Here is a 21,074-nt window from a genome sequence, read left to right as displayed (position 1 = left end):
GCCGACGGCCATAAGGCCAGATGTACCGGCCACTGATGTCCAACCACCCCATTCCGTACGGCGGTTGCCACCCCCCCCACCACCGCCCCACGGAACCGGCCGCGGGCTTGACCGTCCCGCCGGGCACTGGGATCCTGCCCGCCCGGAACCACTGGGGGGACCCACCATGACGTACTCACCCGTCGTGACCGCCGTCACCACGGCGTCCGGCACCGGGGAGCCGATCCACGGCCTCAGGGGCGGCCCGGCCTTCGTCCTGATCGCGGCGGTCGTCGTGGTCATCGCCGCGGTCGCCGTCGTACCGCTGATCATGGACGTCCGCCGGGCCACGGCCTGGCGCCAGCAGCTCACCGACCAGCTGATCGACCGCGCGGCCACCGACGAGGAGGTCCGCGACTTCCTCCGCGACCTGCGCGAGCCCCGCGGCGTCCGCGGCCTGACCCGCAGCGTCATCGCCATCCTGATCCTGGCCCTGGTCGGCTTCGCCCTGGCGGTCGCGATGCTCTCGTCCGGCGCGGACTCCGGCGACCTCCGCAAGACCATCGTGACCGCCCTGATGACCGTGCTGGCCACGGTCTCCGGCTTCTACTTCGGCACCCTGGGCGCCCAGAACAGCGCGGAGGACGCCCGCCGCCACACCCTCACCCCCTCCACCCCCACTCCCGCCGCTCCCCCCACCACCCCACCCGCGTCACCACCCGCCGACCCTGCGTAACCCCCACCCCACCCAAGGGTGCGAGCGAACACCCCCCGAGGTGCGGTATTGTTCTCGTGCACGGCCACCCGGGATCACCCCGGAAAACGGCCAAGCACCGGGACGTGGCGCAGTTTGGTAGCGCACTTGACTGGGGGTCAAGGGGTCGCAGGTTCAAATCCTGTCGTCCCGACGGTGCACGAAGGGCCCGCTGACTGGCATTTGTCCAGGTCAGCGGGCCCTTCGGCATTTTCGGGAACGATTTCCAACTGATGGTGCGTCAGTCCCTGGGGACCGCCGGGGGACCGTGGCTCAAGAAAACCCGCAGGTCAGGGTGCGTTTTCTTGGGGACCAGGTATCTGGTCGCGGAGTGGCGGATTGTGGACTTCCTACAGTCGGCGGAGTGTTGCCGCGAGGGCGGGCGGGGGTGGTGGCGGGGTGCGGGTGCCTGTGAGCTGGTTGCTGAGGCTGTGGCCGGCTCGGGTGATGGACTGCAGGTCGGGGTGGAGGTAGCGCTGGGTGGTGTGGAGGGAGCCGTGTCCGGCGATGAGGCGCAGGACGTGGAGGGGGACGCCGGCGTCGGCCATCCATGTCAGGCCGGTGTGGTGCAGGTCGTGGCGGCGCAGGTGTTCGTGGCCGAGGGCTTGGACGACGTCGTCCCAGTGGGTGGCGTCGCGCAGGACGGCGGTGGTGATGCGGCCGCTTCGGGGGCCGGTGAACAGCCTGGCGTCTGGGCGGCCGCCGGTGGCGAGGATGCCCGCGGCGACCGTCGGGCGGAGTTCTTCGATGATGGGGACGGGGCGGGCGGTCTTGCCTTTGGTGTTCTTGTCGGCGAGGCCGCCGGGGGAGGGGGTGGTCTGGCGGCGGACGGTCCAGATCCAGTGCGTCGTGTCGATGTCCTGCACGCGGACGCCGGAGACTTCGCCGATGCGGGCCGCGGTGCACACGGCGAAGACGACGACGTCGCCCCAGCCCTGGTAGTGGTCGTGGGAGCGGGCGACGAGGGCCGCGGCGAGTTCCTGGAGGGCGTCCCAGTCGCGTAGTGCGAGAGAGCGGGGGTCGTCGAGTTCGTCCTGGGCGAGCTGGTACTGGCGCTGCCAGCCGCTGATGCGGGCGGGGTTGAAGGTGATCAGCCCGTCGCGGACGGCCTGCTCCATGACCCGCACCAGGACCGCGAGGGTGTTCTTGACCGAGGAGCGGCCCACACCGTCGGCGATCCAGGCGTAGGCGGTGCGGTCCACGGCGCCGTTGGTCACCATGGTCACCGCGTAGTGCTTCAAAACGGCCTCACTGTCTCTGACCTGGGACCTTTCCCCTTGATCAACTTGCCCGGTGGTATTCGTTGATAAGGCCAGTGACCGCTTGCCGCCGTTCGATCTGGGTTGCAGGGAGGGGGATGATGTTCGGGTCGTCGAGGGGAGCGAGCTGCTTTCGGCCCTGGTGTGGTCGGTGTCGGTTGAAGTGGGTGGCGTACTCGTGAAGGACCTTGTGCGCGTGGCCGCGGTTGTAGATCAGGAGCCGGTCAGCGCATTCCTCGCGCACAGACCGGACGAAGCGTTCGGCGTGCGGGTTGCAGTTCGGGCTCCTCGGGGGAATTTTGGTCACGGCGATGTTCTCGCTGGCGAAGACGGCATCGAACGCGGCGGTGAACTTGGCGTCGCGATCGCGGATGAGGTGGGTGAAGTCGGCAGCGCGGGCACCGAGTTGCCAAAGGAGTTGCCGGGCTTGCTGGTTCGCCCAGGCGGCGGTGGGGTGAGCGGTGACGCCGAGGATGTGAACGCTGCGGGTGGCGATCTCCATAACGAAGAGGGCGTACAGCCGTTGCAGCCCGATGGTGTCCACGTGAAAGAAGTCTGTGGCGAGCAGGCCGTCGGCCTGGGCTTTTAGGAATGCCGCCCACTCGCCGCGGGGCGACTGGTGTCGCGGTGCGGGTCCGAGGCCGGCCTGACGCAGGATGCGGCGGACGCTGGCTGCGCTGACCCTGTGCCCGAGGCGGCGGAGTTCGCCGTGGACGCGGCGGGCGCCCCATCGGGGGTTCTCGACGCCGAGCCGGATGATGAGTTCGCGCAGCTCATCGGATATCGGTGGTCGTCCTGGCGATTTGGGCTGGGTCCACTTCTGCTTGACCAGGCGCTGGTGCCAGGTCAGCAGAGTGCGCGGAGAGACGATCCGATGGTTGCGCAGGATCCGCGGCAGCAGCCGGGCCAAGGCTGCGAACAGGGCGCGGTCTGGCCAGGTCGGTTTCGGGGTGTCGACCTGTCGACGCAGCGCCATGACCTCGTGCCGGAGAAGCAGGATCTCGGCGTTCTTTGCAGAAGAGGATCGGCACAGAAGGACAAGCCAGGCGAAGATCCGGGTGGCCAGTAGGTAGATCATCCGTACGAGCACGTTGCGATGATGCCGGATGGTCGTCCGGTTGGGAGCATCAGACCAGGTCAGCAATTGTGAAGGGATTTTGAAGCAGTACGGGGCGCGAAGTACAAGCTGGTGTTCGTCGACCGTCTGCTGGCGACGCTGGTACACCTACGACACGCAGTTACTCACGACGTGCTGGCCTGCTGGTTCGGTGTGGACCGCTCGACCATCACCCGTGCTGTCGGCGAGATCCGTCCGCTGCTCACCGACCGGGGCTGCCGGATCGCAGCCGGCGTGAGGCTTCGGACCCTGGCCGACGTGGTCGCCCATCTCGGCGCCGCGGGACAGGCCGGGATCATCGACGCCACTGAGATCCGGGTCAGGCGTCCGGCAGCACATCAGCCCGGACGGGCAAGGTTCGTGTCCGGCAAGAGCCGGATGAACGCCATGAAGGCCCTGGTTGTCACCGACGCCCGTGGCCGGATCCTTTTCTGCGGCAAGGTCCGGGCCGGTTCCGTCGCTGACATCACGCAAGTCCGTGACGCAGGCCTGGTCGATCTCCTGGCCGACACGATCGACCTGGAGATCCTCGCCGACGCCGGCTATCAGGGTCTGGCCGCGCAGACCTACGGCCAGGTCGTCACGCAGCCGAGAAAGCGCCGCGGCAAACACCTGGAGCACCTGCAATGGCTCATGGCCCACCACGAACAGGCCCGATTCGCCCACTCCTCACGGCGCATCCCCGTCGAGCACGGCATCGCCCATCTCAAGAACTGGCGAGCCCTCGCCCGGCACCACGGCCACCGCCATCATCTGCCCGACACAGTCCAAGCCGTCGCCGGCCTTCTGTTTGACCAGCAAGCAGCCGACCAGTCCACCCGACCCACCCTCCCCGCACGACGAGCAGCATGATCAACAAGCCGTGACACCACTCAAGCACGCGCTGCCAACAACCATGCACGAGCTCGTTAGGGACTGACGAACCAACAGTCTCCCAAGCCATTTCGATACACGCCATAGCAGGCCGCGGGTCGGCCGACGCCTGTCACGTTTCGGGGCGTGCTGCCGGATGCGGGCAACAACCGAGACGTCTCCCAGGCGTGACCTGTCGGAGGTCAGCGTTCCAATCGGGCTGAGCTGTATGGCCTTTGCCACAGACATGTGCGGTTTATTTACTCGTACTTGAAGAAGCTTGCCCGTTCGCAGAGATGCGCGCCTGCCGTGGTCCCGCCGTGATTACCGTAAATGTACAAACTCATGGTCAATGTTTGGGCAACCGGGTTCACTGTGCGCCATGGCGACTTTTGCCCTCTTTTGCTGGGCGCTGAGGGAGTGTGAGGATTCGTCGGCCTTCTGAGCTGTGGCTCAGCCGTGTGGGAGGGGATTGCGTGTCCAGAAGTTGGGGGAGAGTCCGGCGCGGTGCGCCGGGCGGCGGCCGGTCGGGCAGGTCCGCGGTGTCGTGGCCGGGCTCGCCGACAGAGCGCTGGTTACGACGAATCGCGTGTGTGACGGTGATGGCGCTGGTTGTCGAGGCGGCCGTGGTGGCCGGTGATTCAGGCGTGGCAGTGGCCTTGTCCCGGGCGGATGCACCCGCCACGGCAGCACCACGGTCGACGGCGCTGGGCCCGGCGCAGGCGCAGGACTTGCCGTCTGCGCGGTTGATGGCCCAGTTGCAGCACCGTCAGATCGAAGCGCTGGGTGAGCGCACGGACGCGTCGCAGACGTTTGTGAACGCTGACGGCACGGTGACCTACACCGCGTTCGCGCAGCCGAAATGGACGAAACGGCAGGGATCATGGGTGGACCTGGACGCCACTTTGCAGTTGCGGAGCGACGGCACTGTCACGCCCGTGGCGGCCGAGACCGGACTGGTGCTGTCCGGCGGCGGCTCGAAGGCGTTGGCGACGATGGAGGTCGACGGCAAGTCGATTTCGCTGACTTGGCCCTCCACGCTGCCGGCCCCGTCGCTGTCCGGTGCGACCGCGATCTACGCGGGCGTCCTGGACGGGGTGGACTTGCACGTCACCGCCGATCCCCGGGGCGGGGTGGAGGAGACGTTGGTGGTCAAGACCGCCGCGGCTGCCTCGAACCCGGGCCTGACTGACCTGGCGCAGGCCGTATCGACCAGCAACGGCGTGACCGCGGTGACCGATTCCGGCGGGAACATGACCATCAAGGACAGCGCAGGTCGCCTGCTTGTCAACTCGCCGGCGCCCCTGATGTGGGACTCGGCAACGGTCCCTGGCGCCACCAGCACACCTACCAGCGAGACGAGCAGCGGTGTCACGGCACCCGCCCACGGGGCGGATGCCAAGACCCAGCCGTCGGCGGGCAGCCGGTCCAGCGCCGAGGGGCCCGGATCCCTGGCGCACCAAGCGCCGGTGAAGGCCACGCTGAAGGACCACAAGCTGCACCTGGTCGCCGACCGCTCCCTTCTGTCGGCGAAGTCGACGGTCTTCCCCGTCTACATCGACCCCGCGTACGTGCCGCATCCGGCCAGCGGCAGCACGCTGCACTGGAACGAGGTGCAGCAGGCCTACGCGACGACGTCGAACTACGACAGCACGCCCAGCGGAGGCAACGGCGTCGGCTACCAGGGCTTCTCAGCCCCGACGGGGATCGAGCGGACCTACTACCGGGTGAGCATCCCGTCGGCGATCTGGGGCGGTACCGTCCTCAGCGCCGACATGAAGCTGACAGAGAGCAAGTCGTCCGACTGCTCCAGCTCCTCCTACGCGGTGCAGGCCTGGTCCACCAACGGCTTCGACAGCTCGACGAACTGGACCAATGCCCCGGGGAAGGTGACCCAGCAGAGCTCGGTGAATTTCGGCCCTGCCTGCAACGGCGCCACCGTTCCGGGGACGTTCAGTTTCATGAACCAGGTCGGCAACGCTGCAGCCAACCACTGGCAGAACATCAGCTTCGTACTGATCAACAGCAGCGAAACCAATGACGCCCAGCTGAAGCGCTTCTCCAGCGCCGCGTCGCTGTCCATCACCTACAACACCCCGCCCGGAACGCCGACAGCCCTCTCGGCCTCACCGTCAGCCACAGCCGGCTACGCGGCCAGCGGCACCCCGGTGCTGTCTGCCAAGTCCACCGACGCCAACAGCGACACCGTCCGACTGGACTACCAGATCCTGTCCGGGACCACGGTCAAGGCGTCCGGAAGCTCGGCGTTCGTTGGCTCCGGCACGGCTGCCACGTGGAAACCCGGAACGGCGCTGTCCGACGGGGCCTACACCTGGAAGATCCGCGCCTACGACGGGCACGACTACTCCGCATGGACCGCCGCGCAACCGCTGACCATCGACACGAAGGCACCTTCCACGACAGCAGTGGCGTCGTCGGATTTCCCGGCGAACGCATGGTCGGGCACAGCGGACGCCGCCGGGGACTTCTCCGGGACATTCACCTTCACCCCTCCCACCACGGATGTGGGCTCGGTCGTGTGGAATCTCGACGGCGGCGCCGCCCACACCCACGCCACCACCGGATCTGCTGTCTCCGACACGATCACCTTCCGGGCCGGCAAGCACACCTTGAGCACAACTGCGCACGACAAGGCGGGCAACATCTCTGCAGCCACCTCCTACGTCTTCTACGCCGGTTCCGGAGCCGCGCTGCTGACCCCGGCAGAGGGTGATCGGCCGGCGCGGCGGGTCTCCCTCACCGGTCAAGGCAAAACGACCGAAACGGGGGTGACCTACCAGTACCGGGTTGGTGACACCGACACCTGGCACGCTGTGCCGGCCGCCGATGTTCGCCAGTCGGACGGCTCCACGCTCACGGCATGGCCGTTTCCGGCCTCCGGCGGCCTCCCTGCCGGGCTGACGTGGGACATCACCACCACGCTGGCCCAGGACGGTCCGGTGGACGTCCGCGCCGTGTTCACCGACGGCTCCACCAGCGACAACTCCCCGGCCAACACGGTGATCGTGGACCGCAACGCGGGCTCCGCTCCTTCCTTGAGCGTGGGTCCGGCATCGGTGAATGCTCTGACCGGTGAAGCGAGCATCAGCGCCACCGATGCCTCCGGGTTCGACATGACTGTCACCCGCACCGCCTCTTCGCGCCGTCCGGCCAACGGAACGGCCCAGGAGGGTCAGGTGGCGATCTTCGGCCCGCAGTGGACCGCAGGCACCACCGCGGAGATCACCGACTCCGACTGGTCCTACCTGCACAAGACGTCGAACACCTCGGTTGCGCTCGTCGACGTCGACGGGGACCCAACCGGGTTCACCGCCGTCACCGGTGGCGGCTGGAAGCCGGAACTGGGCGCGGAGGACCTCTCCCTGACCGGGTCGCTCACAGGAACGTTCACGCTGAAGGACGACGACGGGACCACCACGACGTTCGCGAAGGTCGACCCGTCCGCGACCGCCTGGCAGGTGACGTCGACGTTCCTGCCGACCACCAACTCCACCACGCAGGTCGTCTCGGAAAAGGTCACCTCCGGAAGCACAATCCTGGCCCGGCCCAAGTACGTGATCGCACCCACCTCGGCGGCCGCCCAGTCCACGTGCGCGGCCACACCCGCGACCAAGGGCTGCCGGGTACTGGAGTACGTCTACGCGACAGCCACCACGGCGACCACATCAGCCTTCGGCAACTACACCGGCCAGGTCTCCCAGGTCAGGCTGTGGGCGACCGCCCCGGGCGCACCGGCCTCCACCGCAGTGGCAGTGGCCCAGTACGCCTACGACACCACCGGCAAGCTGCGGCAGGAATGGGACCCGAGGATCAACCCCGAACTGAAGACCGCCTACGCCTACGACAGCGCCGGGCGCATCACCACCCTCACCCCGCCCGGGGAACTCCCCTGGACACTGGCCTACAGCATCGTCGGTAGCGCACCGACCGCCGGCGACGGCATGCTGGTCGAAGCCTCCCGGCCGACCCTGACCCCGGGCAGCGCCAGCCAGACCGACGGCGGCAAAGCCATCACCAGCGTCGTCTACAACGTGCCGCTGACCGGCGGCAGCGCCCCCTACTACATGGACACCACCGACGTTGCCGACTGGGGGCAGACCGATGTCCCGACCGACGCCACCGCCGTCTTCCCCCCCGATCATCAGCCCCCGAGCCACAACGGAGCCCAGAATTACTGGGGCGCGTACGAACGGGCGACGATCACCTACACCGACGCGTCCGGCCGAGAAGTCAACACCATCGCACCCGGCGGATACCTCACCACCTCCGAGTACGACCGCTTCGGCAACACGGTGCGTCAGCTGTCCGCTTCCAACCTGGACCTGGCACTGGCCACCGACGGCAGCGGTCTGGCCGAGCAGCAGCGACTCGGCATCGACAGCATGTCTTCAGCGGACCGGGCGCAGTTGCTTTCGACCACGTCGGTCTACAACTCCGACAGCATCGCGGCCGATGCCGGGACCGACAAGGATACCGACCCGGCCAACGTCGGCCAGCGTGAGCTGGAAGAGCTAGGTCCGCTGCACATGGTCACCCTCGCGCGGCCTCTGCCCGCAGGAGCCGGAGGCACCGACCTGCCTGCAGGATCTTCGGTGCCGGCTCGCCAGCACACGGTGACCTCCTACGACCAGGGCCGTCCTAACGACGGGACGGCGACCGTCGCCAACCAATCCACCACCGTCACCATCGGCGCGAGCGTGGACGGCTACCCGACCGACGGCGACGTCCGGACCAGCACCACCAGATACGACTGGGCCAAGGGCCTGTCCAACCAGACCGTCACCGACCCCGCCGGACTCGACCTGGTCAGGACCACCGCATACGACGCGCAGGGCCGCGTGGTCAAGACCACTCTGCCGATGTCCAGCGGCAGCGACGCAGGAGCCACCGTCACGACCTACTGGTCGGCCTCCGGCACCGGCACCTGCAACGGACGTCCCGAGTGGGCCGACCTCGTCTGCTCCGTCGGCCCGGCAGGCGCCATCACCGGCGGCGGCACCAACCCCACCCAACTGCCCACCACGACCACCACCTACGACCTGTGGGGCAACACCGCGGCAGTCACCGAAGCGGCCAACGGCATCACCCGCACCACGACCACGAGCCACGACGACGCAGGGCGCGACACCGGCACCACCGTCACCGGCGGAACCGGAACGGCAGTGCCGGACACCGTCACCACGTACGACCCGGCCACCGGCAAGGACGCGACCACCAGCGCGGGCGGCCAGACCATCACCCACACGTACGACAACCTCGGCCGCGAGATCACCTACAACGACGGCAACGGCAACACAACCAAGACCTCCTACGACGAACTCGACCGGCCCATCATGAGCGGCGACTCGGCCCCCTCAACCACCACCTACACCTATGACACCGACCAGGACCCGCGGGGCCTGGAAACCTCGCGCACCGACTCCGCGGCCGGTACCTTCACCGCCTCGTACGACTCCGACGGCGAGGTGGCAGACGAGACCCTGCCCGGCGGCTACAGCCTCACCGTCACCCGAGACGAGACCGGAGCGGAGACCTCACGCGTCTACACCCGCGACAGCGACGGCACGGTCATCGCCTCCGACGCCACCGACGAGTCCGTCCACGGCCAGGTCCTCGACGACGCCGACACCGCAGGCCAGACCCACGCCCGCACCTACACCTACGACGCGGCCGGCAGGCTGACCCAGACCGACGACACCGCCGCCGACGACACCTGCACGCGCCGCACCTACGGCTTCGACCCCAACAGCAACCGCACCAGCCTGGCCACCTCCATCAGTGCCCCAGGTGCGGCCTGCGACTCCACCGGCGCGACGACCACGACAACTCCCTACGACAGCGCCGACCGCCTCCAGACCACCGGCACCGTCTACGACGCCCTCGGCCGCACCACCACCCAAGCCTCGAACGCATCGATCGGCTACTACACCAACGACCTGGTCCGCCAGCAGACCTCAGCCGACGGCACCAACCGCCAGACATGGACCCTCGACGCCGCCCAGCGCCTGGCCTCCTGGACCACCGAAACCAACAGCACCGGCGCCTGGACCCAGACCGCAACGAAGACCAACCACTACGGCAGTGACTCCGACAGCCCCGACTGGACCGCCGAGGACGCGGCCGGCACTGTCACCCGCGATGTGCAGGGCATCGACGGCGGCCTCGACGCCACCACCGCCACCGGCGGCACGGTCCTCCAGATGACCGACGTTCACGGAGATGCCACGGTCCAGCTCCCGCTGGACCCCACGGTGGCACCAATGGCCCTGGCCTACGACGAATTCGGCAACCCCGAGGACGGCACCACAGCCGCCCGCTATGGTTGGCTCGGCGGCAAGCAACGCTCGTCGGAGACACCTACCGGCGCTATCCTCATGGGCGTCCGCCTCTACGACACAGTCACCGGACGCTTCCTGTCCCTCGACCCGATCTCAGGTGGTAGCGCCAACGCCTACGATTACTGCAACGCCGATCCCATCAGCTGCTACGACCTCGACGGACAGTTCCCCCACCCGCACTGGCACAACCCGTTCCACGTCGACCGCTTCAACCCGCTGCATCACTGGGGCAGCTCAGCCAAGCACGCCTGGGGATGGACCAGCCGCCATGCAAACAGAACGTGGCCCTGGATCAGCCGCCGTACCCGGCACTACGCACGAAAGGCGTGGAACTGGGGACGAAGCGTCAGCCGAAACCACTACTTTAGGGCGTGCGTGGGAATTGGTGCTGGCGCCGGGATTCCGGCGTGGAAAACGGCTACGGAAAAGGCCCTGCGGGCGGGCGTATGGGCATTCGTCGGTGCATGTGTGGCGTCAATGATCTACGTAGAGTGGAATTGAAAAATGGGGACGCGGTATGAAGATCGGTAATCGCACATGGGTTCATGTCGTGCCAGTGGTATCGGCCACTATAAGCCTGACTGTCATGTTCCTCGTATACCTGGCGGCGCCGAGCCTGCCGTTCTGGGGCTATCCTGTTCCAGGCATCATCGTCGGCACTGCCGCTGGGTTGCTAATGCGTAGAAGCGTACAGAAGCCATAACGCTGCAGAAGCTAGTCCGCTATCGCGCAAGGCGTAATCGCGTGATGGCGGACTGTAGTCGAATTGCTGGCCTTGAATGCGCGATTCCGTCACGGCTGGCTTTCGGGGTTTGGGGTTTCTGCGGCAACCGGAGTAAGAAATTCCTGGCGTGCAATGGAGCCTGTGGGGCTCGGAAAGTCGTCGCTGCAGGTCAGGCTGTGTAGCGGTATTCGTTGATGGCGCCGGCGAGGATGCGCGTGCGGCGGAGTCGGCGTCCTTCGAGGTCGTGAACTGTGGCGGGCTGTTGGTCGGTAGCGGGTGGTAGTTGGCTGCGGGCTCGGTGGGGGCGGTGCTCGTTGTAATGGCGCTCGTAGGTGGCCAGGACTTTTCGGGCGTGGGCTTCGTTCATGATGAGGACATGATCGAGTACCTCGCGCCGCCGCCGATGTCAGCCGCCGTGTCCCGGAGAACCAATGAAGCTACCCATCGCCATCCACCAAGCACGTCTCGGATTCACGGAGTTCAAGGTCATCCGACCCGCCCGGCCCCTGGTCCACGCAGTGCTCATCGACCACGATCGGCACCTGGACACCTACCTCGATCAGGACGCCGCCCAGCGAATCGGCGGTCTATGGACGCTCGCTGCCTCTTCACCGCTCTCGCTGGTCCACCTGCCGATGCGAGGCAACCAAGCCCCCTCCCGCGAGCTTCCGGAAGACGGCATGCGTCAGCTTGATCTCGTGCTGCTGCATCACTCGCTCCAGTTCGCGCCTTCACGATGGAAGGAGGTGCGCGGGCGACTCGGCCCGGGTCGTCCGCAGACCGTGACGCTGCCCGATCCGGGACATACAGGCGACGCCGTGATTGACCACGACGCACGGCACTACCGGGAGAACCGGGACCTGTTCCACCAGCATCTCCACGCCGAGACCCTGTTCATGACCGGCAGCGCGAAGGTGTTCAGGGAAACTGCCCGGCACTTCCTCAACGTCGCCCGAAACGGTCCCAGCTACGTCCCCGTCCATCCCAGCTACCCGTACTTCTGCACAGAGCTCCACTCCAACGACGGCATTCTCGTCAACGCGCGCGAGATCCACATCGAGTACTGCGACCAGTGGGACTCATGAACAGCCGCGGCCCCTCGTCCTGTTCTCGAAGGAGTCGCTATCGTGCAGCCGTGACCGGTTTTGCTGCACAGCCCCCACTGCTCTTCCTCGATGTCGACGGCCCGCTCATTCCGTTCGGGGCAGCGACTCAGGAGTATCCGGACGGGCATCCGACGTATCAGTTGGGCCCCGAACTACAGGGGCCCGACTTGAATCCCCTTCTGGCCAGGATCAATCCCGAGCACGGACCCCGGTTGAAGGCGCTACCGTGTGATCTCGTCTGGGCCACGACATGGATGGACGACGCGAACGAGTACGTCGCGCCGCAGCTGGGCCTGCCGCAGTTGGCGGTGGTGCCCTGGCCGGAGCCATCCGACTCCGACGAGCAGGACGAGCGGAACGGGCTGCACTGGAAGACCCGCGCGCTCGTCGACTGGGCAGCAGGGCGAGCGTTCGCCTGGGTCGATGACGAGATCACCGAGACCGATCGGGCCTGGGCCTGCGCACACCACCAAGGACATGCCTTCCTCCATCGCGTCGACCCCCGCCGCGGTCTGACCAACCTGGACTACGACACTCTCAGTGAGTGGTTGCACAAGATCGCCGGGGACGTCCCCGCCGCACAGCGCTGCTTGAAGCCGCCCGAGGACAAGGCTGCCCGCGACACGAACACGGGCCGCCCCGCCGCGCATCAGTAGAGTCTGTCCAGAGCATCGACAAGGTTGCGGAGTTCACGCGCCCGCCGTCGGGACGTCGTCAACATCACCGCTTCGAGGTGCTCACGAGCCTGCCAAGGGTCTCCGCAACAGGCCCACTCCGTGCAGCCGCCGCTCTCGTACTCCCATAGGCGACTGTTCGGCTGGTGGACGAAGCTTCTCCAGCGCACCATGGCCGACCCGATCGAGCCCGGTGTCGGCGTACAGGGGAACGTGCACCTCCTCGTACGGATGAAGGTGCACCGTTTCGGGTGCGGGGTGGGGGTGGGGCCGTGAGTCTGCTGCTGTCGGTTCGGGGTACTGAACTTGAACTCGTGATGTCGGTCGACTCGTGGTGACGGCGTCAGGTTCCGAGACCGCCGACTGTTACCGGCTCGGGTTCAGGACGGTGGCTGTAGCCAGCCCCGCGCCGCGGCGAGATTCACCTCGACGTCATCGCTCCAAGAGCAGACCTCCAGCCATGAGAGGTAGGCGCCTTGCGCGAAGACCAGGACCTCGCCAGGGCACTTGTCGGCGTACTCCTCCGAAGGCTCCGGCAGGTACAGATGCGTGTGCTCCAGTCAGCAGGCGGCTGCTTGTCGGTTGCGGCCGGGTGGATTGCGATCACGCACCGAAGCCGTCGTCCGGGTCGTCGGCTTCCGGGGGCGTGCACTCGTGGGTGCTGATCCAGTGGCCGGCGCTGTCCAGAAGGGGCTCGGAGTCGGCCTCGGTCCGGAAGGTGAAAGTGGTCCCCGTCGACTCCGCCTGCAGAGCGAGCTGTCCGGGTGGCTGGTGAAGTGTCACGGGGTTGAAGCGGCAGCCGATCGCGTTGAGTTCGGCCGTGACCTGCGCGTGGGTGAGGGGTCCTGCGTACGTGGCGAACGACTTCGTCCCAGAGGCGGGAAGCTCGATGGTGTCCCGCCAGGTCTGCACGCTGATCATCGTGACGCGGCGGCAGCGGCACACGCAAAGTTCGACGTCTCCGTAGGAGAACAAGTGTGGCCAGCGCCGCTGCTTGCTCACCCGGCCGATGTCCCACGGCGGTCCGAGCGCCGCTGCGATGTCGTTGAGTTTCGCGCCGCAGCGCAGCGGGCCGACGGCTGCGGTGGAGCCGAACTCGGCCAGGGCTCGAAGTACGATCACGCAGCCGAGCGTGTCACCCGGCAGGTTCCTGCGTCCACCGGGGCCGCCCCGGCTGTCCGTCGCAGCCCGGTGAGGCGGGTTCAGCAGGTCCGCTCGCCGAGGTGACAGCCGGCTCGGCGAGCCCGTAGTGCTTCAAAACGGCCTCACTGTCTCTGACCTGGGACCTTTCCCCTTGATCAACTTGCCCGGGGTATTCGTTGATAAGGCCAGTGACCGCTTGCCGCCGTTCGATGTGCTGGAGGTCCGCTCGGGTGCAGGGTCGATGCCGGCGTCCTTGAGGATCTCCCAGACGGTGGATGCAGCGACCTTCACGTTCAGGACGAGGAGCTCGCCGTGGATGCGGCGGTAGCCCCAGCTTGGGTTCTCTTGGGCGAGCCGTAGCACCAGGACGCGGATGGAGCTGTCCTTGCCGGAAATGTCATCCGTGCAGGTCAGGCAGCATGTCGGTATTCGTGGAGGATGCCGCCGAGGTGATCGCATTTTCGTATGTCGAGACACCGCGACGCATGCCGCCCACGTTCGGATCACCGATCTTCGGGATCTTCTCCCCGCGTCCGTCGAATGGTACTCGGCACGAGGCGCACGCTTTGTAGGCGGCGGTCAGCCGCGCCAGCTGCCCCTTGATCAGCCGTAGGTCGGGCTGTACGGGGGCCGACTGTCCCCCCTCGACTCCAACGCGCCGCCTGGGGCCGGGCCTGGAGCAGGCGGCGGTATCGAGCGCGCCGATCTCCCGCAGCAGCCCGTGGTGTTGCTCTGTCTGCCACCACCTGCCCGACTGCCAGGGAGTACGCCCCCGTAACCGAGCTCGGCGACGACGGCGAGGTCCTGCTTCAGTAGCGCGACGGCCGCCGGGTCACCAGTCAGCCGGGACCGGGCGAGCCCCAGTATTCGCGCGGCCCGCGCAGCGGCGCATCGGGCGCGTCGACAGGCGGCGTGTCCCAGTTGCGGGTGCAGTCCGGGCGTTGATGCTCCCCGTGCATGCTCGGTTTCGTCGAACGCTTGTGGGGCTTGTGTATTTCTGCCAACGGCGGGACGCTGGAATGGCGAAGCGGAAGGAGGGGAATCCCGTTACCTTTCGGGGACCATCTGGGGACCACACGGTGTACGCGTTTGTGAGCGCTACTCGCGTAAGTGGTCATAGTACCCGGAGAGTTAGTCCCATTTGGCGGGGAAATACTGGCTAGGCACTTGGCTGGGGGTCAAGGGGTCGCAGGTTCAAATCCTGTCGTCCCGACGGTGCAAGAAGCCCGCTGAGGGAGCGTATCGCTCCAGCTCAGCGGGCTTTTCGTGTGCTCAGCGGACGACTCGCAGGTGCCGCCGGGGGTGTTCCTCTGGGACCACTTTGGGACCAGGCACTGTTTCGGGTGCCATCTGGGAGTGGATCTCCGCTCCGCTCAGGTGCGCGGAGAGCGCGGCCCCGGCCAGGTCGATGGATCGTCGGTCAGGGTGAAGGTAGCGCTGCGTCGTGGTGAGCGAGCCGTGTCCGGCGATCTTGCGGAGGACGTGCAGCGGTACGCCGGCGTCGGCCATCCACGTCAGGCCCGTGTGCCTCAGGTCGTGCCGCCGCAGGTGCTCGTACCCGAGCCGGACCACGACCTCATCCCAGTGGGTGGCGTCGCGGAGCACGGCGGTGGTGATGCGCCCGCCACGGGGGCCGGTGAACAGCCGGGCCATGGGGTCGCGACCGGCCGCGTCGAGCCGCCGGGCGACCATGGGCCGGATCTCCGGAATGATCGGCACGGTGCGGCGCCGCTTGCCCTTGGTGCCCTTGTCGATCAGCCCGCCGGGGCCGGTGGTGGTCTGTCGGCACAGGTCCCAGGTCCATGCATCGCGGTTGATGTCCTTGACGCGGACGCCGGAGACCTCCCCGATGCGCGAGGCGGTGCACGCCTCGAACCGGACGGCATCGCCCCAGCCCTCGAACTGGTCGGCCGACCGGGCAACGAGGGCCACGGCGAGGCGATCGAGCGCGTCCCAGTTCGGCAGCGCGAGTGAGCGGGGATCGTCCAACTCGTCCTCCGCGCGCTTGTACTCCTGCTGCCAGCCGCTCACTCGGGTGGGGTTGACGTCCACCAGGCCGTCTCGTAGTGCCTGTTCCATCACGCGGCCAGCACGGCGAGGCTGTTCTTCACCGTGGACCGGCCGCACTCGTCAGTGATCCAGCCGTACACGGCTCGGTCCACCAGGCCGTTGACCATGGTTTGAACTTGCAGGTGACCCAGCGCGGGCACCACCCGCAGACGCCAGCCAGCCCGGTAGGGGTCGAGGGTCTTGGACTCCAGACCACGCATGGCCAGGTCCCAGACGGAGTCTCCGTACTCGGCCAGCGTCAGTGTGGCGGTTTCCGGGGTGATCCCACGGCTTGCCGCCTTGCGCATGCGATCAAGCCAGGCCTCCGCCGCGTCCTCGGTCGGCAGCATCTCCGAACGGGAAAGCCGCCTCTTGGTCTGGGGGTCGATCCACCGCACCCGGGCACGGTGGGGGTTGGGATTGCCGGGCCGGTACTCGATGTCGGCGGAGAGCTTCACCCCAGCATGAGGCGTCTGCGCGGGCATCAGGCGACCGCCCCGGGGACGACCCGGCGGGAGGCCAGCCAGGCTTCCACGTCGGACACGCTGTACATGGTGACCCGCGAGGTCAGTCGGACGAACGGCGGCCCCTGCAAGGGCGTCGAAGTGCGCCAGCGCCGGAGCGTCGAGGCGTCCACGCCGAGCAGGTCTGCCACGTCCTCAGTGGTGTACCAGCCGCTGTGAAGCAGGTCGGGGCGTTCCTCGCGAGCCTCGTCAACGGCGGGCAGCACCCGCAGCAGGCCGCCGACCTGAGTCGTGGTCAGGAGCCGCTTCATGTCCAGTCCCCCTCTTCCGTGCCGTCCAGTTCGGCGCGGGCTTGGCGTGCGGTGTCGCGTGCTTGGGTGATGTCGCGGTGGATCTGCTGTGCGCGCCAGGATTCGCCGGGGGTGTGGCCGTGTCCGGCATAGGCCCAGTGGGCGATCACGAGGGTGGTGGCCTCGGGGTTGTCGTCCGGGTCGGGCAGGCCGAGGGCGCGGCGTTCCTGATGGGCGCGGTAGTCGGCGCGGGCCTGGCGGAGCTTGCCGAGGGTGGTGGAGTAGCGGCGGGCCTTGGTGGAGAAGTGCCCGCGGAAGCCGAGCATGTGCACAGACGCCGGTCCGGGTACAGCGGGTCGATGTCCCAGCAGGCCCGGATGAGGCGGCGGGTGTGGTCGGGCAGGTCGGGGAGCTTGTCGAGTTCCGCGAGTTCGCCGATGCGGCGGTCCACAGTGCCGGTTGTCTCCGCGGCTTTGGTGGCGTACTTGGCGACGTAGGAGGCGACGGCCTGCTCGGTGAGGTCTTCGCCGTGGCCGAAGGCGCCGATGGGCTGCACGTCGAGCTGTGTGCCCCAGCGGAGGACACGTTCCGGCTGGTCACCGGCGGCGGGCACGGTGACCTTGGCGCGGGCGGCAGCGGCCCGCAAGGCGATCGAGGACGTGCGGGTCGGCGACCAGGTGGCCGCCACCGACCCGGCCGACGGGCAGACCGTCGCGGAACCGGTCACCGCGCTCGTCAGGGGTAACGGCGACAAGGACGTCACCGACATCACCGTCGTCGGCCACACCCCCACCGCGACCGATGGCCATCCCTTCTGGGCGCCCGACTTAGGGGCGTGGATCGACGCGGGAAGCCTGGAGTCCGGTGACTGGCTGCGGACCAGCTCCGGCACATGGGTGCAGGTCACGGCGGTACGGCACTACAACAAGCCCCAGACCGTTTACAACCTCACGGTAGACGGCACGCACACGTACTACGTGCTCGCGGGGACGACGTCGCTGCTGGTCCACAACTGCCCGACGTACGACTACGGGAATTACCCGGAGTACCACTGGTGGCAGTACGGGCGGCGCAAGTGGCCGGAGCCGAACGGCACGCTGCGCGACCTGAAGGGGCTCGCGACGGACGATGTGAACAATTCGCTCGAGAGCAAGGAGAAGCAGGCCCTGATGAAGAAGCTCCGCAAGAAACCGTACCGGGTCGTGAAGGCGCTCAACCGGCCGCGGAACGGCGTCCACGCGAGGGTCAAGGACTACAAGCCGGCGATGGACGAGGGCAACCACAGGGTCTGGATGCTGCAGCAGTTGATGGGGGAAGGGTTGCTACCCGAGGACACGCCGATCTACGTCCACCAGATCCAGCGGTGGCAGGGGCGGCGGTGACGCCGGGCACCGAGCCGCCGCCCGACTGGAGCAGGTGCGTCGGGGTGTCGATGAAGTGGGCCCCGCTGGCTGTCCGCGGCAAGGTGCGGCACGGCATCGGCCCGGAGGAGGCGGAGGCGCTGGGCTGCGAGCCCGGCTTCCCCGAGGCCGTGCGGTACGCGGTCGAGGTGGCGCGGGCCGGGCACTTCCTCCGGTACGCCCTGTGGCGCACCCGGTGGCCGACCCGCGTCGGCCGCGACATCAGTGACCAGGAGCTCTACGCCTGGGCCTGGCACACGTCCGGCAGCTGGGGCAGGCACTGGCTCGAGGAGTGCGCCGCAGGCGCCGGGGTACGCGACGCGGCCGGGCGCCTCCAGCAGTGCGTGCGCGACCTGCACGGCGGCCCGCGGGAGCCGGTCCTCGCCGCTCTCGCCCGCCGCAGCACCGCCGCGATGGCCACGGACACGGACGACCTGCCCCGGTACTTCCCGGGGACGGCGTCCCTCAACGAGGCGCTGTGGCTGCTCGCCATGCGCCACGCGGCCCGCCTCGCCCCCGACGCGGACGAGCCGACCAGAGCCCTCGCGTACGCCACCGCCGACTTCGCCGACAACCTGGCCTACCTCCACCACGCCCCGCCCCTGGCCGCGGGCGTCCTGGTCCGCTGGCCGATGCGGTACGCGTGGCGGGTGGCCGGCCCGGACGGCCGCGGCTGGGCCCTCGCCCACGCCGAGAGGCTCGGCCGCCGCGGCACGCTCCAACGGGTGATCCTGCACTGGCCCGTCACAGCGGACCCGGTGGACGGGGAGCCCACGGAGGGGACGCGGTGAGCGCGCCGACGGATGAGGGTACGGAGCAGCGCCCGCCGGGCGAAGCGGGGCAGGCCGGAGGAGGCGCAGGCGGCGACGGCCTCGTCCGTACGGGGTGGCGGATCGGGCGACGCGGGGTTGTCGGGGCCGCCGGGATTGCCCTCGCCGGGGCGGCGGCGGGGGTTGCCGTGCCGCTGGCCCGGGGCGGTGGCGGGGCCGGGGCAGGGAGCGCGGGCGGTGGCGGCCACGTCCTGCGCAGGCTGGCGGAGCTGCCGCCGGCCCGAGGCGTCGTGCTGGCCCTGGACGTGTCTGCGGACCGGGCCGCCGTGGGGGGCGGGCTGTGGGAGCTCTACCGGGTGGCGGACCGGGCAGACGGGCCGCCGGAGTACGGGCTGGCCCTCGGCGCGAGCTTCTTCGCTGCGTTGGGCCTCGCCGGCAGCCGCCCGCGGCAGTTGACGGCCATGCCCTCCTTCCCCGGCGACCTGCTGGACGGCACTCGCAGCCACGGCGACGTCCTGCTGCACCTCGCCGCCCGTACCGACCGCGGGGTCCAGCGGGCGGAACGCGCGCTGCTTGCGGCCGTACCGGACTGGAAGGTGCGCTGGCGCACCACGATGTACCGGGACGACAATCATGTGCAGGCCGACCGCCCCGTGAGTCGCAACCGTCTCGGCTACACCGAGGGTCTGGGCAATCCCCGTACGGTGGCGCAGATCGATGGCGACGCGCTCGTACGGCCCGGCGACGGCGAGCCCGACTGGGCGGTGGGCGGAAGCTACCAGGTGGTGCGTCTGATTCAGGTCGCCGTCCAGCAGTGGGCCACCCACACCCCGGAGCAGCGGGACCGAATCGTGGGCCGCAGGGCGGGCGGACGCTGGCTGGACGGCGCAGCCGCCGACGAGCACCCCAACTTCCCCGCCGACCCGCGCGGCAGTACCACGCCGCTGGACGCCCACGTCCGGCGCGCCAACCCGGCGGCCTCCCGCGGCACCGCCGTACCGCTGATCAGGCGCGGCTACTCGTACGCCCACCCGGCGGCCGACGGCGCCGCCTCCGACGAGGGCCTCGTCTTCATCTGCTACCAGCGCAGCCTCACTGCAGGCTTCACCGCCGTCCAGCACCGTCTGGCGGGAGAGGCACTTGCCCGCTACGTCCTTACCACGGGCGGCGGCTACTACTTCGTACCGCCTCCCTCCGTCAACTAGCTTTCCCACCTCCTCTCCCCGGCCGAGGGCGGCTGATGCGGCGCCAGCCGCTTCCCAACGTGCAGGAAGTCGAGGGCGAGGATGTGTTGGGCCTGGGCTTGGAGGAACTGCTTCCAGGCCCGGTCCGCTGCGATGTGGGGCGGCGTCGGCGCCGGGCTGCTTGAGGATGTTCCACACGGTGGAGGCCGCCTTTTTGTGGCCGAGGCGGGTGAGTTCGCCGTGAATGCGCCGGTGGTCCCATCCCGGGTTCTCTGCAGCCGTGCGCAGGATCCGGGCGTTGACTGCGGCAGTCGGCGGGCGGCCGGGTTGCGTCCGTGGAAGTGGTGTAGCGGGTTTATTGTGCTTGCCGCTAGGGGGTGTCCGCAAAGTTGTTGAGCCAGAGGCGTAGGCAGGCGATGGTGACTATGGCCTGGTAGTGCCGGGCGAGTTTGTCGTAGCGGGTGGCGAGGGCTTTGTTCTGCTTGAGGCGGTTGAAGCAGCGTTCGACGACGTTGCGGCGGCGGTAGAGGTGCCGGTCGAAGGTGCAGAGCTTCTCGCCGCGGCGGATCCGGCCGGCGATCTGGTCGGCGCGTTCGGGGATGGTGCAGGCGATGCCCCTCCCGCGCAGGTAGTCCCGGATTGCGCGGGAGGAGCAGCCCTTGTCGGCCAGGAGCCGGCCGGGCCGGGTGCGGGGCCGGCCCGGACCCGGCCGGGGGATGCGGACGGCGGCCATGACCTGCTGGAGTTGGGTGCAGTCGTTGACATTGCCTGCGGTGACGGTGAACGCCGGCGGCAGGCCGCGGCCGTCGACGACCAGGTGGATCTTCGTGCTCAGCCCGCCCCGGGACCGGCCGAGCGCCTGGCCGGCCGGACCCGGGCCCCCTTTTTCCGGGCTCCGGCAGCGTGCTGGTGCGCCCGCACGATCGTGGAATCGATACAGGCCACCGACC

14 protein-coding genes, 1 tRNA gene and 3 pseudogenes are annotated in these 21,074 nt (G+C 68.4%); 9 read left to right on the top strand and 9 right to left on the bottom strand.

Features of this window, described 5'->3' with window-relative positions; genetic code table 11:
• Positions 1–166 precede the first annotated feature (166 nt).
• Positions 167–715: a hypothetical protein gene (locus tag ACWERV_RS28295; RefSeq protein WP_452938275.1), complete on the top strand. Its 549-nt coding sequence runs from the start codon at positions 167–169 to the stop codon at positions 713–715.
• A gap of 98 nt (positions 716–813) precedes the next feature.
• Positions 814–887 (top strand) — tRNA-Pro (locus ACWERV_RS28290).
• 196 nt (positions 888–1,083) lie between these two features.
• Here ACWERV_RS28290 and ACWERV_RS28285 read toward each other — a convergent pair.
• Together ACWERV_RS28285 and ACWERV_RS28280 are read right to left on the bottom strand one after the other, a co-directional pair.
• On the bottom strand, positions 1,084–1,974 hold the full coding sequence (locus ACWERV_RS28285) for a tyrosine-type recombinase/integrase (protein WP_452938273.1): 891 nt from the start codon (positions 1,972–1,974) through the stop codon (positions 1,084–1,086).
• Positions 1,975–2,014: 40 nt separating this feature from the next.
• Complete coding sequence (locus tag ACWERV_RS28280; RefSeq protein WP_452938271.1) at positions 2,015–3,082, bottom strand: transposase; 1,068 nt, start codon at positions 3,080–3,082, stop codon at positions 2,015–2,017.
• A gap of 99 nt (positions 3,083–3,181) precedes the next feature.
• Between ACWERV_RS28280 and ACWERV_RS28275 the strand changes: the two genes are divergently transcribed.
• Both ACWERV_RS28275 and ACWERV_RS28270 read left to right on the top strand, forming a co-directional pair.
• The gene (locus tag ACWERV_RS28275) at positions 3,182–3,961 is read left to right on the top strand and encodes a transposase family protein (RefSeq protein ID WP_452938268.1); all 780 of its coding nucleotides are present in this window, start codon (positions 3,182–3,184) and stop codon (positions 3,959–3,961) included.
• Positions 3,962–4,563: 602 nt separating this feature from the next.
• On the top strand, positions 4,564–10,821 hold the full coding sequence (locus ACWERV_RS28270) for an RHS repeat-associated core domain-containing protein (RefSeq protein ID WP_452938337.1): 6,258 nt from the start codon (positions 4,564–4,566) through the stop codon (positions 10,819–10,821).
• 392 nt (positions 10,822–11,213) lie between these two features.
• On the opposite strand, the gene ACWERV_RS28265 is transcribed toward ACWERV_RS28270, so the two are convergent.
• The gene (locus ACWERV_RS28265; protein WP_452938266.1) at positions 11,214–11,411 is read right to left on the bottom strand and encodes a hypothetical protein; all 198 of its coding nucleotides are present in this window, start codon (positions 11,409–11,411) and stop codon (positions 11,214–11,216) included.
• A gap of 64 nt (positions 11,412–11,475) precedes the next feature.
• Here ACWERV_RS28265 and ACWERV_RS28260 point away from each other — a divergent pair, with 64 nt between their 5' ends.
• Together ACWERV_RS28260 and ACWERV_RS28255 are read left to right on the top strand one after the other, a co-directional pair.
• Positions 11,476–12,129 (top strand): hypothetical protein, encoded by a 654-nt coding sequence (locus ACWERV_RS28260; RefSeq protein ID WP_452938264.1) that lies wholly within the window; start codon positions 11,476–11,478, stop codon positions 12,127–12,129.
• A 50-nt stretch (positions 12,130–12,179) separates the two neighbouring features.
• Positions 12,180–12,704 (top strand): annotated as a pseudogene (locus tag ACWERV_RS28255) (HAD domain-containing protein); the annotation flags it as partial.
• A gap of 723 nt (positions 12,705–13,427) precedes the next feature.
• Here ACWERV_RS28255 and ACWERV_RS28250 read toward each other — a convergent pair.
• The 5 genes and pseudogenes from ACWERV_RS28250 to ACWERV_RS28230 all read right to left on the bottom strand — a co-directional run.
• A complete protein-coding gene (locus tag ACWERV_RS28250; RefSeq protein ID WP_452938261.1) occupies positions 13,428–13,946 on the bottom strand; it encodes a hypothetical protein in 519 nt (172 codons plus the stop codon).
• A 1,293-nt stretch (positions 13,947–15,239) separates the two neighbouring features.
• The gene (locus tag ACWERV_RS28245) at positions 15,240–16,019 is read right to left on the bottom strand and encodes a tyrosine-type recombinase/integrase (RefSeq protein ID WP_452938258.1); all 780 of its coding nucleotides are present in this window, start codon (positions 16,017–16,019) and stop codon (positions 15,240–15,242) included.
• A 26-nt stretch (positions 16,020–16,045) separates the two neighbouring features.
• Positions 16,046–16,474 (bottom strand): hypothetical protein, encoded by a 429-nt coding sequence (locus ACWERV_RS28240; protein ID WP_452938255.1) that lies wholly within the window; start codon positions 16,472–16,474, stop codon positions 16,046–16,048.
• Positions 16,475–16,500: 26 nt separating this feature from the next.
• Positions 16,501–16,791 carry a helix-turn-helix transcriptional regulator gene (locus ACWERV_RS28235; protein ID WP_452938252.1) on the bottom strand — a complete coding sequence of 97 codons (291 nt, stop codon included), beginning with the start codon at positions 16,789–16,791 and terminating at the stop codon, positions 16,501–16,503.
• Positions 16,788–17,446 (bottom strand): annotated as a pseudogene (locus ACWERV_RS28230) (replication initiator); the annotation flags it as partial. The pseudogene ACWERV_RS28230 and the gene ACWERV_RS28235, both read right to left, overlap by 4 nt.
• Here ACWERV_RS28230 and ACWERV_RS28225 point away from each other — a divergent pair.
• The 3 genes from ACWERV_RS28225 to ACWERV_RS28215 all read left to right on the top strand — a co-directional run bounded on the left by ACWERV_RS28225 (position 17,337) and on the right by ACWERV_RS28215 (position 20,145).
• Positions 17,337–18,152: a polymorphic toxin-type HINT domain-containing protein gene (locus ACWERV_RS28225; RefSeq protein WP_452938249.1), complete on the top strand. Its 816-nt coding sequence runs from the start codon at positions 17,337–17,339 to the stop codon at positions 18,150–18,152. The pseudogene ACWERV_RS28230 and the gene ACWERV_RS28225 sit on opposite strands and share 110 nt — an antisense overlap.
• Positions 18,149–18,961: a hypothetical protein gene (locus ACWERV_RS28220; RefSeq protein ID WP_452938246.1), complete on the top strand. Its 813-nt coding sequence runs from the start codon at positions 18,149–18,151 to the stop codon at positions 18,959–18,961. The genes ACWERV_RS28225 and ACWERV_RS28220 overlap by 4 nt, the downstream gene beginning before the upstream one ends.
• A gap of 167 nt (positions 18,962–19,128) precedes the next feature.
• Positions 19,129–20,145 (top strand): Dyp-type peroxidase, encoded by a 1,017-nt coding sequence (locus ACWERV_RS28215; protein WP_452938243.1) that lies wholly within the window; start codon positions 19,129–19,131, stop codon positions 20,143–20,145.
• Positions 20,146–20,494: 349 nt separating this feature from the next.
• On the opposite strand, the pseudogene ACWERV_RS28210 reads toward ACWERV_RS28215, so the two are convergent.
• Positions 20,495–21,074, bottom strand: a pseudogene (locus ACWERV_RS28210) (IS5 family transposase); the annotation flags it as partial.

This window comes from Streptomyces sp. NPDC004031 (assembly GCF_053604375.1).
Note: the sequence above shows the minus strand (reverse complement) of the source record. Positions and strands in the feature narration are given on the sequence as shown.

Excerpts from the sequence above, each read along its gene's own strand:
- ACWERV_RS28295 (WP_452938275.1), top strand. The coding sequence starts at position 167 with ATGACGTACTCACCCGTCGTGACCGCCGTCACCACGGCGTCCGGCACC.
- ACWERV_RS28270 (WP_452938337.1), top strand. The coding sequence starts at position 4,564 with ATGGCGCTGGTTGTCGAGGCGGCCGTGGTGGCCGGTGATTCAGGCGTG.
- ACWERV_RS28265 (WP_452938266.1), bottom strand. The coding sequence starts at position 11,411 with ATGAACGAAGCCCACGCCCGAAAAGTCCTGGCCACCTACGAGCGCCAT.
- ACWERV_RS28260 (WP_452938264.1), top strand. The coding sequence starts at position 11,476 with ATGAAGCTACCCATCGCCATCCACCAAGCACGTCTCGGATTCACGGAG.
- ACWERV_RS28235 (WP_452938252.1), bottom strand. The coding sequence starts at position 16,791 with ATGAAGCGGCTCCTGACCACGACTCAGGTCGGCGGCCTGCTGCGGGTG.